At 41.2% G+C, this 15,687-nt stretch carries 14 protein-coding genes and 1 pseudogene; 13 read left to right on the top strand and 2 right to left on the bottom strand.

All coding sequences use genetic code 11. From position 1 onward, the window contains the following. Window positions 1-84 precede the first annotated feature (84 nt). The 4 genes from dnaB (at window position 85) to HBH39_RS19865 (ending at window position 4,001) form a co-directional block, all read left to right on the top strand. The gene (gene dnaB / locus HBH39_RS15280) at window positions 85-1,494 is read left to right on the top strand and encodes a replicative DNA helicase (protein WP_167679534.1); all 1,410 of its coding nucleotides are present in this window, start codon (window positions 85-87) and stop codon (window positions 1,492-1,494) included. Window positions 1,495-1,598: 104 nt separating this feature from the next. Beyond that, window positions 1,599-2,690: an alanine racemase gene (alr, locus tag HBH39_RS15275; RefSeq protein WP_167679533.1), complete on the top strand. Its 1,092-nt coding sequence runs from the start codon at window positions 1,599-1,601 to the stop codon at window positions 2,688-2,690. A gap of 25 nt (window positions 2,691-2,715) precedes the next feature. Beyond that, window positions 2,716-3,204: a hypothetical protein gene (locus tag HBH39_RS19870; protein WP_244325674.1), complete on the top strand. Its 489-nt coding sequence runs from the start codon at window positions 2,716-2,718 to the stop codon at window positions 3,202-3,204. After that, the gene (locus tag HBH39_RS19865) at window positions 3,201-4,001 is read left to right on the top strand and encodes a hypothetical protein (protein WP_244325673.1); all 801 of its coding nucleotides are present in this window, start codon (window positions 3,201-3,203) and stop codon (window positions 3,999-4,001) included. The genes HBH39_RS19870 and HBH39_RS19865 overlap by 4 nt, the downstream gene beginning before the upstream one ends. Before the next feature lie 5 nt (window positions 4,002-4,006). Here the strand turns inward: HBH39_RS19865 and HBH39_RS15265 are convergent, their stop codons facing one another. Next, window positions 4,007-4,477 carry a chemotaxis protein CheX gene (locus HBH39_RS15265; RefSeq protein WP_167679532.1) on the bottom strand — a complete coding sequence of 157 codons (471 nt, stop codon included), beginning with the start codon at window positions 4,475-4,477 and terminating at the stop codon, window positions 4,007-4,009. 571 nt (window positions 4,478-5,048) lie between these two features. On the opposite strand from HBH39_RS15265, the gene dusA reads away from it, so the two are divergent. The 3 genes from dusA (at window position 5,049) to HBH39_RS15250 (ending at window position 6,995) form a co-directional block, all read left to right on the top strand. Continuing rightward, complete coding sequence (dusA, locus tag HBH39_RS15260; protein ID WP_167679531.1) at window positions 5,049-6,035, top strand: tRNA dihydrouridine(20/20a) synthase DusA; 987 nt, start codon at window positions 5,049-5,051, stop codon at window positions 6,033-6,035. A gap of 269 nt (window positions 6,036-6,304) precedes the next feature. Then, window positions 6,305-6,616 (top strand): hypothetical protein, encoded by a 312-nt coding sequence (locus HBH39_RS15255; RefSeq protein WP_167679530.1) that lies wholly within the window; start codon window positions 6,305-6,307, stop codon window positions 6,614-6,616. Window positions 6,617-6,794: 178 nt separating this feature from the next. Beyond that, the gene (locus HBH39_RS15250; RefSeq protein WP_167679529.1) at window positions 6,795-6,995 is read left to right on the top strand and encodes a PspC domain-containing protein; all 201 of its coding nucleotides are present in this window, start codon (window positions 6,795-6,797) and stop codon (window positions 6,993-6,995) included. 79 nt (window positions 6,996-7,074) lie between these two features. Here HBH39_RS15250 and HBH39_RS15245 read toward each other — a convergent pair whose 3' ends face one another. After that, window positions 7,075-7,812, bottom strand: a complete 738-nt coding sequence (locus tag HBH39_RS15245) for an enoyl-CoA hydratase-related protein (RefSeq protein ID WP_167679528.1) — start codon at window positions 7,810-7,812, stop codon at window positions 7,075-7,077. A 44-nt stretch (window positions 7,813-7,856) separates the two neighbouring features. On the opposite strand from HBH39_RS15245, the gene HBH39_RS15240 reads away from it, so the two are divergent. From HBH39_RS15240 to aspT, 6 genes and pseudogenes are all read left to right on the top strand, one after another. Then, the gene (locus HBH39_RS15240; protein WP_167679527.1) at window positions 7,857-8,336 is read left to right on the top strand and encodes a copper chaperone PCu(A)C; all 480 of its coding nucleotides are present in this window, start codon (window positions 7,857-7,859) and stop codon (window positions 8,334-8,336) included. A 12-nt stretch (window positions 8,337-8,348) separates the two neighbouring features. Next, window positions 8,349-9,320 carry a DUF2333 family protein gene (locus HBH39_RS15235; RefSeq protein WP_167679526.1) on the top strand — a complete coding sequence of 324 codons (972 nt, stop codon included), beginning with the start codon at window positions 8,349-8,351 and terminating at the stop codon, window positions 9,318-9,320. Between the two features lie 2 nt (window positions 9,321-9,322). Further along, a complete protein-coding gene (locus HBH39_RS15230) occupies window positions 9,323-10,096 on the top strand; it encodes a TIGR04219 family outer membrane beta-barrel protein (protein WP_167679525.1) in 774 nt (257 codons plus the stop codon). 211 nt (window positions 10,097-10,307) lie between these two features. Continuing rightward, window positions 10,308-11,345, top strand: a complete 1,038-nt coding sequence (gene pyrC, locus HBH39_RS15225) for a dihydroorotase (protein ID WP_167679524.1) — start codon at window positions 10,308-10,310, stop codon at window positions 11,343-11,345. 401 nt (window positions 11,346-11,746) lie between these two features. Beyond that, window positions 11,747-13,299: pseudogene (locus HBH39_RS15220) on the top strand (AbgT family transporter). A gap of 668 nt (window positions 13,300-13,967) precedes the next feature. Next, window positions 13,968-15,671 (top strand): aspartate-alanine antiporter, encoded by a 1,704-nt coding sequence (aspT, locus tag HBH39_RS15215; protein ID WP_167679523.1) that lies wholly within the window; start codon window positions 13,968-13,970, stop codon window positions 15,669-15,671. Window positions 15,672-15,687: the final 16 nt, after the last annotated feature.

The following is a 15,687-nucleotide window of genomic DNA, read 5'->3' as shown; positions in this document are numbered from 1 at the left end:
CTCCGCTGGGTTAACATAGCGGCAGAAAAATTGACCCCGGTGTTATACCATATTTTTTAAAGTCGTTGGAATTTGGGAGTGTTAATGGCACAGCAACCAAACATATTTAAAGCTCGAAATCGACAAAAAGACGTCGAAGTCAATGCATTAAAATTACCGCCTCATTCAATTGAGGCGGAACAGTCTGTGCTCGGTGGCTTGATGCTAGATGCTGATGCATGGGATAGGGTTGCTGAAGCCGTGGTTGCTGAGGATTTCTATTCACGCTCACATCGGATGATTTTTAACGCCATGCAGCGGTTAATGGAGCATGGCCAACCTATCGATTTGATTACAGTGTCTGAGCAATTAGAGATTGAAAATCAGTTAGAGGACGCTGGCGGCTTTGCCTACTTAGGTGAAATAGCTAAAAATACCCCAAGTGCCGGTAACATTTTATCTTATGCCGATATTGTCCGTGAACGTGCAGTTGTGCGTGACATGATTGGCGTGGCCCATGAAATTGCCGATGCAGGTTATAATCCTGAAGGACGTGATTCCAGTGAATTATTAGATTTAGCTGAAAGCAAAGTGTTCAAAATTGCTGAGTCTAGAGCGAATTCAAGTGAAGGTCCTGAAGGCATTAAATCCATTCTTGAAAAAACCGTTGATAAAATTGAGCAGCTTTATAATAACCCGCATAACGGTGTGACAGGGGTTTCTAGTGGTTTTACTGATCTTGATCGTATGACAGCAGGTTTCCAATCTGGCGACTTAATTATTGTGGCGGCCCGTCCATCTATGGGTAAAACAACCTTTGCGATGAACTTGTGTGAACAAGCAGCCATGAACGAAGAAAAGCCGGTGCTTATTTTCAGTCTTGAGATGCCTTCAGAACAGATTATGATGCGTATGTTGGCCTCCCTTGGACGGGTAGATCAAACTAAAATTCGTACTGGTCAGCTAGATGATGAAGATTGGGCAAGGGTGTCATCTACTATGGGCATTATGCTTGAGCAGGGCAAAATGTACATTGATGATAGTTCGGGCTTAACACCAACCGAAGTCCGTAGTCGTGCCCGCCGTATTGCTCGTGAATATGGCGGTTTGTCGATGATCATGATCGATTACCTTCAATTAATGCAAGTGCCAGCGTTAAAAGATAATCGTACCTTAGAAATTGCCGAGATTTCTCGCTCACTTAAGGCGTTAGCCAAAGAGTTAGAGATCCCTGTTATTGCATTATCGCAGCTTAACCGATCGCTGGAGCAACGTTCTGATAAACGCCCGGTAAACTCTGACTTACGTGAATCAGGCTCTATCGAGCAGGATGCAGATTTGATCATGTTTATTTACCGTGATGAGGTTTATCATGATGACTCTGAAGATAAAGGCACTGCAGAAATTATCATAGGTAAGCAGCGTAACGGCCCTATTGGGCGTGTGAGGCTCACTTTCCAAGGCCATTGGTCTCGGTTTGATAATTATGCAGGTCCTCAATTCGAAGAAGACTAAATCGTGAGTTAACCTGAGTTATACTTAAACGATACTGATATTTAGATAAAGACCATAATGATGGCTTAGCTTTGCGGCCATCATCTGTTTTATAAGGCCATTTTTTGAAACCTTTCCCTCGCGCTGAAATTAGTCGTCAAGCCCTACAGCACAATCTTGCTAGATTGCGCCAAATAGCTCCTCACAGCCAAGTTATGGCGGTGGTTAAAGCTAACGGTTATGGCCATGGTTTACTCAACGTGGCTCATTGTGTGGCTAACTATCAAGGCGGTGCAGATGGCTTTGGATTGGCGCGTTTTGAGGAAGCTTTAGAGTTACGTGCTGGTGGTATCACTGGGCGTTTATTGCTGCTGGAAGGTTTTTTTAGAGCCAGTGATTTACCGTTAATTGTTGAACATGATATTGAAACAGTGATCCATCATGAATCTCAATTAGACATGCTTGAGCAAACGAGCCTTAAAAAGCCATTAAAAGTGTGGCTTAAAATTGATTCTGGTATGCATCGACTTGGTTTTAGTATCGAGCAGTTCTCTGGCATTTATCAACGTTTAATGGCTTGCCCGTATGTGGCCAAACCTATCAACTTAATGACTCATTTTGCTTGTGCAGATGAACCAGATAATGACTTAACTCAAACCCAAATTAATGCTTTTGAAGCCCTAACGGTAAATTTAGGTGGTGAGCGCACTTTAGCTAACTCGGCAGGTACCTTGTTTTGGCCTCAAAGCCAAGCTGATTGGATCCGCCCCGGTATTGCTCTTTATGGTGTCTCGCCAGTGGTGGGCGATAAAGGCACTAATCATCAACTCATACCCGCCATGGAGCTTGTCTCCAATTTGATTGCGGTGCGCGCCCATAAGGCCGGTGATAGCGTGGGGTATGGTGCTTATTGGCAAGCAAAACAAGATACTTTATTAGGTGTGGTTGCGATTGGCTATGGAGATGGCTACCCTCGAAATGCACCAGAAGGCACACCTGTATGGCTAAATGGACGCCGGGTGCCGATTGTTGGTCGCGTATCGATGGATATGTTAACTGTTGATTTGGGCATTAATGCCACTGATAAAGTAGGTGATAGCGTACAGTTATGGGGGCAGGCTTTAGCAGTTGAGGAAGTTGCTGAGCACATTGGTACCATCGCTTATGAGCTAGTCACCAAGTTAACTCCACGTGTCACAGTTGAACTGTTACCTTAGAGGTTTTTAAAAAATGTTACGCCTGATGTTTGCATTATTATCAATTAGCCTCATTGCTTTCCCCTGTCGGGCAGAAACGTTAGCCTCGAACCTTATTGCGAATGCTCAGCAAGGTGAGAGCTTGTCGCAAGATCAAAAGGTGCTCGATACCACAGATAGCCAACAAAATGCGAATGAGTCAAAGGATAAAGCAGAGTTTGTTGCGGTACCTTTTATATTCTCAACAGAAACTCTTGGGTTAACTGGAGGTGGTGCGGGTGTCGTCAAACATGCAGGGCAAAAGCAAGCAGTTGCATTAGGCATTGGCCTATATAGTGACAATCACAGTTGGATTGGCTATTTAGGGCTGTTTAATTATCAAATCCCTTCATTCGACCGCTGGTTATTTTCCGCTGAAACCTATCGTGGTCATTACACTCAAGGCATTTATTTTTTGAATCAGGGTGAGACTCAAGTAGTTGCCCCAACCCGTGTAATAGCTGAGGGGATGAAGGCTTTACCCGCCTGCATGTGAAGTATGTCCTTCCCATTGCAGATGGTAAAAATGGTGACGTGGATTATTTATATCAAAAACGTCCCGTTTCTAGCTGGAACCCCTTAAAATCAGGCGTTACAAGTATTGAATTGTCGCCTTTTTCGCACTTTCGCGAACTTGATGTAATGCAGCCGTTACCGACTCGCGCCATAGGAACCGACGTCTTACTCAAATGGGATAATCGAGATTCAGCCAATAACAGCACTAAGGGCGGTCAAACAAGTTTTAAATGGACTCAGGGTTTTGCTGTGGATGACGTTGCCAATTGGTCTAAATGGGAATTTGAACAAAGTGCATTTTTTTCTTTAGGAAGTAATAAAATATTTGATGAGCAAGTTATTGCTAGCAATGTATTTATTGCTGATACGCCCACTTGGAATGACTACGACCGTAGTACCAAAGATTATCAGCGTCCGCCTTCGTTTGTAGGGGTTTTCTTAGGTGGTTTTAACCGTTCTAGAGGGTACTCATCAAAAGAATATACTGGGCGCAGCGCAATTAACTACGCCCTCGAATATCGGGTTAAGCCTAAATGGCAGCCATTACAAGATTGGCCATTGTTCAACTTATACCAAGTGCCTTGGTGGCAATGGACTGTATTTGCAGAGGCTGGGCAAGTTAGCGACGAGTTTAATTTACAATCATTACACCAAGATATGCTATTTACTGTTGGTGCAGGTGTTCGTTTTGAAATCGAACAAATGGTAGTAAGAGCAGATTTTGCTAAAGGTTCTGAGCAAAGCCAATTTTGGGTGATGGTTAACCAAACCTTTTAACTTAATTAATGCACATCTTCAAAACAGATTTCAATATAGGCATGACCGCACTCATGGCTAAATGGCATTAAGATTTTTTTACCTTTCGATTTATGCGATATGGTGTGATTTTTACCCGATACAACAGCAGGGGTAGCCATATCGAACTCATAGCCCTTTTCACTGAGTAGATTTTTGGCACCACCTGTGACCATATTGGTGATTTCACCGACTAAATCTGTCACCTCTTCATTAATGGTAGTGTGTTTTTCACCTAACATTCTATCCATGATTTCCAGTATTAACGGCTCTTCAAAGGTAATCGATAATGATCCTTTGGTTTTTGGGCCCACCATACCAATAAGTCCTGACACATCACCCTTAGCCAAATCGTGGTTTTTTAACTGTGGTTTACCCGGTTTAAGATCCATTGTTGCCATGGTTGAGACAACATTAATCAGCGATACAAGAAAAGGGTTTATAAATTCAACATTCATACCAAGCATGATCCTTTCTAGGTAAATACAGCAATTGAAAGAAATAAATTATCGAGGCTATAGGTTGATACCTTCCTTTTACTATATGACGGGAATAGCTCACTGTACAGAAGCAAGTTTGCTTTACACGATCGGATTTGATGACTGTTGTCGAAAAAATGTATTAAAAAATTGAGCGATTGATTGACCATTTGCAGACTCTTTACTTCATTCATACGAAGACAATGGGTTTTCCTGCATTTGACATGGAACAGGTAACTTAGTGAGAGAGCAATGTTATGTTGAATACTTACATACCAGCTCTGTAGAGGAGGTCACGATGCAGATACAGGGCTGCTAAGTGTGGATGGTCATTTAACACTACGTTTCTTCAATCTCTTTAGTATTATTTTCTAAAACAGGGTATCGCCATGGTTTATTAGTCTTCTTTACAGACTTTGACTTTCAACTGTTTCACCGGTCGTATTTCAAAGGTATTTTTCTGATATAATCGCCAATCTTAAAATTGCCGCCTAGCTTCAAGTTATGCTTAGTGGCCTTTAGTTGATTGTTAACTCTATATTGGTTTTTTATGAAAGCATTCCCAACTAGCCGTTTCAGCATAGCTCCAATGCTTGATTGGACTGATCGTCATTACCGTTATTTTGCTCGTGTGATGTCAGAGAATACGCTACTTTACACTGAGATGGTCACCACTGGCGCCATTATTTATGGCAAAGGCGATTACCTTGCTTATAACGATGAAGAGCATCCATTAGCCTTGCAATTGGGCGGTTCAAACCCTAAAGACTTAGCCCATTGCGCTAAGCTTGCTGCTGAGCGTGGTTATGATGAAGTGAACATCAACGTGGGGTGTCCTTCTGATAGAGTGCAAAATGGTCGCTTTGGTGCCTGCTTAATGGCTGAGCCAGATTTAGTTGCTGAGTGCGTTGATGCCATGAAGCAAGTGGTTGATATTCCGGTAACCGTCAAAACCCGTATTGGAATTGATGAGCAAGATAGTTATGAATTTTTAACCAAGTTTATCGACACCGTTTCAGCTAAAGGCTGCAGCGAATTTACTATTCATGCCCGTAAAGCTTGGTTGCAAGGCTTGAGCCCCAAAGAGAATCGTGAAATTCCGCCATTAGATTATGATCGTGTTTACCAGCTAAAGCGTGATTATCCGCATTTGAACATTGCCATTAATGGCGGTATTACCAGCCTTGAGCAAGCAAAAGTGCATTTAGCGCAGCTTGATGGCGTGATGGTTGGCCGTGAAGCTTATCAAAACCCTTATATGCTGGCAGAAGTTGACCAACAGCTGTTTGGCAGCTCTGGGCCTATTTTGAGTCGCGATGAGGTCATTGAAAAAATGGTGCCTTATATCGAGCGTCATATTCAACAGGGTGGGCGTTTAAATCATATTACCCGTCACATGATTGGTTTGTTTCAAGGTCTACCTGGTTCTCGTAGCTGGCGTCGCCATTTAAGTGAAAATGCCCATAAAACTGGTGCTGGTATTGAAGTTGTCCGTGACGCTGTTGCGTCGATGTATGAAAATGCACCGAAAGATTGATAGAATGTGATGGTAAAAAAGCGCTCATTGAGCGCTTTTTTTATGGCTAATTTTAGCAATGGTGAAAATAACTAACTCACTGGTGAAATTGACCACTTGTTTGTTTTTTGCTCTTTTGTTGTTTGTGTTCATCTTGTTATTTTTATTTTATATTCATTTAAAACAATGGTTTACTTTGTTTTGTTAAAGTTGGCACGTCCTTTGTAATACCTAGTATGTAACCGGTTAGTTAGTTTGCTAACCACAATACTTTAGAAAAGGAAGCCATCATGTCTACATTAAATTTAAAAAATCGTTTAGTTCATATCGTCGGTGTTAGTGCCGTTGCTATATTAATGTCAACCAACAGTTTTGCTGCTGAAGTTAACTCATCAATATTTCAAGATACCGTGACTGTTGTAGAGCAAAACATAGCTAAAGCGAGCCAAGAATTATTAACTAATGCCAAGCAAGAATTCATATTATCGCTACAAACGCAAATTGCTGAGCAGGTTTTTGATATGAGTTCAGAGGCGCAAACTGAAACGATTACTCAGCAAGCAACTCAGCGCTCATTAGTTACTGCTGCGGGTCAAAAGTAATGATGCTTATTGGATACTTAGGTTTGGTAAAACCGTTGCTGACAATACTAATCTTGCCGTTACTGAGTTTTATGGGTTGCGCTATTTTAGCTAATTTGATCAGTAAGTTGCAAAGCCAAACCTGAGTTATAGTTTGCAATAAATACTCACAAGCATAATTGAAACGTTGGGGGTTAAAGTGGAAAAGTTGATTGAAAAACTGACTTATAAGTCAAAAATAATGTGTGGTGTATGTCGTTACTTGGCCAAGCAATTTGGGTGGTCAGTGATGTGGACTCGGGTGATTAGCGTGTTCATTCTTATCGCTAACCCAGTGGTCACTTTATTAGCCTATATTGTGATGGCGATGATGGTGTCGCAAAAGCATTCACAATATTAATCGCTCTCTATTTCAGGTACTTATTTGTCCAAATAAGTATGTGCGCTGAAGAACACTGAAATAGAGTGCCAAGCGATAACTACTTTTTATTTAAAAAATCTTGGAAACGCTTTTTAGCTTCATCACTATGTAAACGTTGATCAAACTGTACCAGTTCTAATTGCATCTGTTGTCTCACTTGTTGCTGATTGTAACGAAGTAATTGACGGGATGCTTGTAATGATTCAGGTGGTTGGCTAGCTAATTTTTTGGCTTTTGATAGCGCGAGTTCAATAACATCTTCATTCACGACTTGATTGATTAAGTTTAATTTTTCCGCCGTTTCTGCGTCAAAAGCCTCACCCAATAAAATAAGTTCTGCCGCCTTTTGTTGGCCAACAATCAAGGGCAATAATAAGCTTGATGCCGCTTCAGGGACTAGCGCAAGATTGACAAAAGGCATTTGAAACCTAGCACTGCTGTCGGCATAAACAAGGTCACAGTGCATTAATAATGTAGTACCAATACCAACTGCGGGCCCAGATACCGCTGCCACTAAAGGTTTTTGTAGATCAAGTAAGCAAAACAGAAATTTAACGGTAGGGTGATGCTCATCTAGCTTGCCACTTTGTAAAAAATCGGCAATATCATTACCGGCGGTAAAACAGTTTCCTTCACCATGAAGCATAAAGGCGCGAATGTCATTGTCGCTATCACCTTCGATAAGGTATTCTGTTAACTGTTGATACATATCTAGATTAAAGGCATTTCGCTTTTCTGGACGATTAAAGCTAATGATGCGTACGCCTTGCTCATCGCGCATTGTAATATGATTCACTCGTTGTTTCCTTTATAAACAGGATCAGGGACTAACCGGAGTTTATGACATTGAAAGCAATATTCAAACATGTGTTTAATTCTTTAATGCTGGCATCATTATCATTTGCCGCTTCTGCTAACGTTGTTTTAGTTGATGGTTATGTGCGCGCCATGCCAGCTTCAGTGCCTAATACAGCGGCATACCTCACGTTAGAAAATCATACTGAAGATGCAGTGAAATTAGTGGCTGTTAAAACCGATATCGCTAAAGAAGCCCAACTGCACACCATTATTGAAGATAATGGCATTGTTAAAATGCGCCAAGTTGATGGGTTTGATATCGCCTCCCATAGTGCTTTACAGCTTAAACCGTCAGGCGACCATATCATGCTATTATCATTACTCAAGCCGTTAACGATAGATACTAAGGTTACCTTAACCTTAGTGTTTGATAATGAACAGCAACTTGACGTTGAGTTACCCGTATTAAAGCAAATGAGTCAAACTGAGCAAGATCATAGTATGCATCATCACCAACATTAAGGAGTTGTATCAATGCAAATCACACGGAATAAAATTGTTGCCGTTGCCGCATTTGTTGGCCTAATTGGTTATTTTGTAAGTGTCTGGTGGAGTATCGAACCAGATGTTATTGAGCCTGAAACAGCACAATCTGAGCAAGGTCAACAAGTGATTGGCTATGCAACTACAAATTCATTAATTGCGACGATGGAAGCTTTGTTAGACAAACCAGGTGGTTGGTTATCTAATGATGTGATGCCACCCTCTTTATTCATGGATAACATGCCGGCCTTTGAATTTGGCGCATTAGAGCAAGCGCGAGATTTAGCCTTAATTATGCGTAAAGAGTTTAGTCGCTCGCAATCGCAATCTTCAGCTGACAGTGATTTATTAGCTGCTCACTCAAAGCTGAATATCGAGCACACTAGTTGGTTAGTGCCTAGCGCCGAAAGTGAATATCGCGACGCCGTAAAATTATTAAAACTGTATCGCGCTAAAATTAGTGACCCTAACAATAGCAATGCTCAGTTTTATGCTCGCGCGGATAACTTAAATGAGTGGCTAAAAGAAGTGCAAAAACGCTTAGGTAATATGTCACAACAATTATCTGCCAGCGTAGGCCAAGACCGCTTAAATACCGATTTAGCCGGTGAAACAGGTGCTAGACAGTCAACGCCAACCGCAATGAGCGCTGAAATTAAAACCAGCTGGTGGAAGATTGACGACGTACTATACGAAAGTCGCGGCAGTGCTTGGGCCTTATTGAACTTCATGAAAGCCATTGAAGTAGATTTTGCTGACGTACTAAAAAAGAAAAATGCTGAAGTTAGCTTACGCCAAATTATTCGCGAACTTGAAGCAACTCAACAAACCGTTTGGAGCCCAATGGTATTAAATGGTGACGGCTTCGGCTTAGTGGCTAATCACTCATTAGTCATGGCCAATTATATTTCACGTGCCAATGCAGCCGTGATTGATTTAACTAATTTACTTTCTCAGGGATAAAAATGAACAAAACTCTTGTAGCAGCAAGCTTGTTAAGTTTGCTAAGTGTTTCTTCTGTACAAGCTGCAACTGTACTTGGTTTTAAAGTGGGTGGCGATTATTGGCAAGCTGATACTAGCGGTACCTTTAATGCCGACAGCAACCTTGGTGGCGGAACCGGCCCTGCTCAATCTTTTAATTATGACTCAAAGTCGCAAGGTAGTGTTTGGATTGCCATTGAACATCCAATTCCATTTGTGCCAAACATTAAAATCCGTGAAAATCAGTTAGAAGGCAAAGGCAAACAAACCGACAGCGATTTTTATTTTAACGGAGTAGATTTTTTCGGTAAGTCAACGGCCTATAACGACTTAAGCAATACTGACTTTGTGCTTTACTACGAGATTTTAGATAACGATTTAGTTGCGCTAGATCTCGGTGCTGCCTACAAAAAAATGCATGGTTCATTACGTATTGATGGTTATGCTGGCGAAGAGTTAACCCGCACCGCCACTCAGCGCGATATCGATAGCGGTGTTGTCATGGCCTACGCCAACGCTGAAGTGGGTATTCCTGGAATAGGGTTATATGTATTTGCTGACGTATTATTAGGCATTGATGAAACCAGCGTGCATGATTACAGCGCTGGTTTAGGTTGGAACTTTGAAGGTACAGCGTTAGATACAAAAGTTCGTGTGGGCTACCGTGACTTTGGTTTTGATGTGACTCGTTTCTCGGGTTCCACGCAAGACACGCAGTTTAAAGGTGCCTTTGCAGGTATTGAATTAGTGTTCTAGGTTATTATATTTGTGATAAAACACCGAATTATGCTTATCGCTAATTCGGTGTTTTTGTTTAAAGCATATCGTAAATCCCGCACAGTGTTTTTGATATGTCAGCCTGTCAATCAATATGCCTTTAAGGCACAATAGCCGGCAAAAATGGGCATATAGCCTTGACGTTGCTGAGCTTAGGTTCAGAGCCGGAAAGTGAAAAATAGGACAGATCATGACGCAAATTACTATCACCACACCTGATGATTGGCACTTACATTTTCGCGATGGCGACATGCTGCAAGAAACAGTTCCAGCCACCGCACGATTATTCCAACGTGCGATTGTAATGCCAAATCTAGTGCCGCCAGTGACATCTGCTCAAATGGTGATTGACTACCGTGAGCGCATTTTAGCAGCGCGTCCAGCGGCTAGCCATTTTGAACCGTTAATGACCTTATTTTTAACCAACAACACTACAGCGCAAGATATTATCGACGCCAAAGCGGCTGGTGTTGTGGCTGCCAAGTTATACCCAGCGGGCGCCACCACTAACTCAGACGCGGCAGTTAAAGCGCTTGATGGATTATTCCCTATTTTTGAAGTAATGGCTGAGCAAGGCATGTTGCTGTTAGTTCATGGCGAAGTGACAGAATCACATATTGATATTTTTGATCGTGAAAAACTGTTTATTGAGCGTTATTTATCACGGATTGTCACCGCAATGCCAACTCTTAAAGTGGTATTTGAACACATCACCACTAAAGAGGCTGCAGAGTTTGTTGCTGCAGCGCCAAGCAATGTGGCAGCAACCATTACCCCGCAACATTTATTGCTAAACCGTAATGACTTATTAGTTGGTGGCGTGCGTCCACATAATTTTTGTTTACCAGTGCTAAAGCGCAATATTCACCAACAAGCATTGCAAGCTGCTGTTGCAACCGGCTCAAGTAAGTTCTTTTTAGGCACAGATTCAGCTCCGCACGAAAAACACCGCAAAGAGTCAGCTTGTGGCTGTGCTGGATGTTACAGCGCATGGAGCGCATTAGAGTTGTATGCTCAAGTATTTGATGACTTAGGTGCATTAGACAAATTAGAAGGCTTTGCCAGCTTACACGGCGCTGACTTTTATGGCTTGCCTCGTAACACAGGGACAGTGACCTTGGTGAAAGAGCAATGGACAGTACCAACAGAAATTATTCTGCCAAACGGTAACCCCATAGTGCCATTTTTTGCTGGCGAAACCGTTAACTGGAAAGTGAAAACAACATAAGATTCTTTGCTTATCTAATCAAAAAACCAGCAGAATTGCTGGTTTTTTTATGTTTGTTTATTAGGAATGCTATAAAAGTAACATTATAGATTTTTTAGTGCTTTTTACCCATTTAATCATCTTTTATCTAGCGGTTTACCTGATAAGGTTATTTTTTAGAAATGAGTTTTGACTAACCAAAGCATCTCTTTATTAACTAACATACTAATTTATTTAATATCCTACGCTTATTTGTTGAAAAATTTAAGTTTGCTTAAATATTTATTAAATAAACTAAGCCGCTAAAAATTAAAATGGCGACTCAATTGGTGGATAATCATCAAAAATGTTAATGGTACGATGTTAATTGTAATGATATTAATGTGAGCGCTTATAAAGAGAATGACAAGGTTGGAATCAAAATGACAATGGAAACTAAAACCATGGACAAAGCGCCTGGTTTTTTAGGTAAAGCATTAGATGGTATTGAGCGAGTCGGTAATAAGCTCCCAGATCCCGCAATGCTGTTTTTAATATTGATGTTTACAGTGTGGGCTATTTCAGCCTTGCTATCAGGCGTGAGTTTTGAGGCCATCGATCCACGCACCAATAGCCCTATTGTGGTGAACAATTTACTCAGCGCACAAGCTTTAACTCACTTTTTAACTTCTATGGTATCCACCTTTACTGCGTTTGCACCATTAGGTGTGGTGTTAGTGGCAATGCTGGGTGTAGGGGTAGCTGAGCAGTCTGGCTTTATCAATACCGCCCTAAAACAAATGCTAAAAGTGACACCCGCAAAACTGTTAACTCCGGCTGTTGTCATTGTGGGAATTATTTCTCATACCGCAACCGATGCAGGCTATGTTGTGGTGATCCCATTAGCTGGGGTGATATTTTTTACTGTAGGACGTCACCCATTAGCGGGTATTGCTGCAGCATTTGCGGGCGTGTCAGGGGATTTTGCGCTAATTTTATACCATCAGGTATTGACCCTCTGTTACAAAGCTTTACGCAATCAGCGGCGCAAATTGTTGATCCTGATATCCAAGTTAATCCATTAAATAATTGGTTTTTTGCGGCATCATCTTGTATTCCTATCACCCTGACAATTTGGTATTTAACCGATAAAGTGCTTGAGCCAAGGCTCAACCGTAGCCATAAAGTAAAGCGTGAAGACGTTGATTTGCCTGCAATGGAAGCGGTCAGTACCAAAGAGCTAAAAGCTTTTAGAGTGGCATCAGCTGTCATGTTAGCGGCGATTGTGGGCTTTTTCTCATTAACTATTCCTGAGACCTCGACACTAAGAGACGCTAACGGTTCGCTCACGAGCTTTAGTGCCCCGCTTATGCAGTCAATTGTGCCGTTAATTTTCATCTTCTTTGTGCTGCCAGGTTTAGTATATGGCTTTATGACAGGCAGCTTTAAAAACTCTGGCGATGTGGTTCAGGCCATGTCAAAGTCGATGAGTGGCATGGCACATTACATTGTGATGGCATTCTTTTGTGCTCAATTTGTTGCCGCTTTTTCTGCTTCAAATTTAGGTGCATTAATTGCTGTAGAGGGCGCAGGCGGCCTTAAAGCGATGAACTTACCTGCTGAAGTGACTGTTATCGGCATGGTGATTTTAGTGGGTTTTGTGAATTTGTTTGTTGGTTCATCTTCGGCTAAGTGGGCGTTAATTGGGCCAGTGTTAGTGCCTATGTTGATGCAATTAAACATTAGTCCTGATTTATCGCAAGCGGCTTATCGTGTTGGTGATTCGAGCTCAAATATTATCACACCGTTAATGCCGTATTTTCCATTGGTGGTTGTTTACTGTCAGCGATATATAAAAGACATTGGCATTGGTACCTTGATTTCAATGATGTTGCCATTTAGCTTGGCATTATTAACGATTTGGAGTGCTTGGTTATTGGTCTATTGGTCTATCGGTTTACCTTTAGGCTTGGGTGCGAGTTATACTTATGGCTAGTTAAATTATTAATATTAATGACATCAAGGACTGCAATTGCAGTCCTTATTTTTTTTCCACAGCTGGCTAGCTGTAATCTTCTATAGATAACCCTTAATTACCTCATTACTGTTTAATCCAAATTCTGGTTATTGAGTCAAGTAAATACAGATTACTCATACCATAGTAAAAAAATATGATTTAAACAGTTCAAATTGAATTTTTAATCTCACTTTTTTAAGGAATTCTTAGCGGTATTTTCTGTTATATCCCCCCTTTAATACCTAATATTACCTAATCCATCATACATATATTTATTATAAAAATTAGTATCTTATCTTATTTTGTTGGTGCGCTTGTTTAAATAACAACCTTTTTAATATTTTTTTATCAGTATGTCGTCCAGTGTTCAAGTTGGCTATTGCATATAACATATTTAAATCAATGGTTTAGATTTGTTTTCTTGTCGTGGTTGTTGGTTTTGAATGGTTTAACCCATCAAATGAGATTAACTTGAATGTCACCCCGACGATATTATCGCTTCCAAGACAAAGAGAGGCACTTGCATCATAACTGTGTCATCAACTTACTGATTACCTTATGTGGTTTCTCACTTTGTATCTTTTATCTCGCGATGTTCCATAAATACTTCGCTTCTAATTTAGTTAACAATGAAGGCCGCTTTTATTATGAGTATTATCAGCAATCTTTTTGCTATTTCGCCCTACATTGCACTGTTTATTACACTCGCACTAGGGTACCTAGTCGGTAAAATTACCATAGGACGTTTTGTTCTTGGTGGTGTTGCCGGAACCTTGTTGATGGGTGTACTAATCGGTCAATTTGGAGTGCAAATAGACCCTGGTGTCAAAACCATCTTTTTCGCTTTATTTATCTACGCAGTAGGTTATCAAGGCGGCCCACAGTTCTTCCGAGCATTAAACTTTAAAACGATTAATATCCTGCTTTCAGCCGTAGTAATGACAGTTACTGGGTTACTTTGTGTACTTGCTGCAGCAATGATATTTGATCTAGATACTGGTACTGCAGCAGGTCTTGCTGCTGGTGGTTTAACACAGTCTGCCATTATTGGTACAGCCGGTGATGCTATCTCTAAACTGGGTGGTATGACGGAAGAAGCCCAAAGCTTGATGCAAACCAATGTAGCTGTCGGTTACGCTGTTACGTATATTTTTGGCTCGTTAGGTCCTATTTTAATGGTGTCTTGGTTAATTCCATCCTTCATGAAGTGGGATATTCGCGAGGAAGCATTAAAACTGGCTGAAAAAATGTCAGACGGTAAACCAGAGCTGGCTCCTGGTGAATTTAATGCGATGACAGATCTCGTATCTCGTGCTTATAAAATACCTGCAGACAGCAAGTTAATTGGTCAAAATATTCAAGATGTTAACCGTGAGCTTATTGATACAGCTATCGAAATGATATCAAGAGATGGTCAAAGCATTGAGATTGATAAATCAGTTGTGATTAAAGCTGGCGACATTTTAGTGGTAACCGGACTTCGTCAAGCTATTGCTGGCCATATTGAGTCCGCCAAGCATGAAGTCGCACTACCACGTGGAATGGTTTTGATAGAAGAGAATCGTCAACTTGTTGCTAATGACAAACGGTTAATCGGTAAAACACTGGCACAGATCAAAGCTGAAACTAACGCTGATACACTACGAGGTGTCTATGTTACCAACGTGATCCGTGGTGGTAACTCACAAAATATTTCTGCAGATTTTATTGTTAAAAAAGATGACATTATTCAAGTTACCGGCTCACCAAAAGATATTAACCGTATCGAAAAAGGCATTGGTAAACGTTTAGTTTCATTATTTTCAACTGACTACGTACTGTTTGGTTTAGGTATGGTAGGCGGCTTATTAATTGGTTTGATTAACTTCAAAATAGCCGGTATTCCAGTCACGATTGGTTCAGGTGCAGGTTGTTTGGTATCAGGTCTATTCGTAGGTTGGTTGCGTAGCCGTAAACCTAATATGGCATCACTACCATTGGGTGCTTCTAACTTCTTACGTGATTTTGGTTTGGCGGTATTCGTCGGGATTGTGGGTTTACAAGCAGGGCCACAAGCTATCGATATGGTTAAAGAGAACGGGTTAACCTTATTGTTCCTAGGCGTAGCGGTAACCATTATTCCACAAATCGTGTCGTTCTTTATTTCGTACTATGTACTCAAGATTAAAAATCCGATTGAAGCGTTAGCGTGTGTGGCCGGTGGTCGAAGTGCTAACCCTGGTTTTGCAGCCCTACTTGAAAAAGCAGGTAATGCGACACCGGTATTTGCTTTCACTGTGACATATGCCATCGCCAATGTATTACTCACCCTCTGGGGACCAATCATTGTCGGCATTATTTCAAGCCAATAATTACCCTAAATAGTCG

It is taken from the genome of Shewanella aestuarii (assembly GCF_011765625.1).
Classification (GTDB): domain Bacteria; phylum Pseudomonadota; class Gammaproteobacteria; order Enterobacterales; family Shewanellaceae; genus Shewanella; species Shewanella aestuarii_A.
Note: the sequence above shows the minus strand (reverse complement) of the source record. Positions and strands in the feature narration are given on the sequence as shown.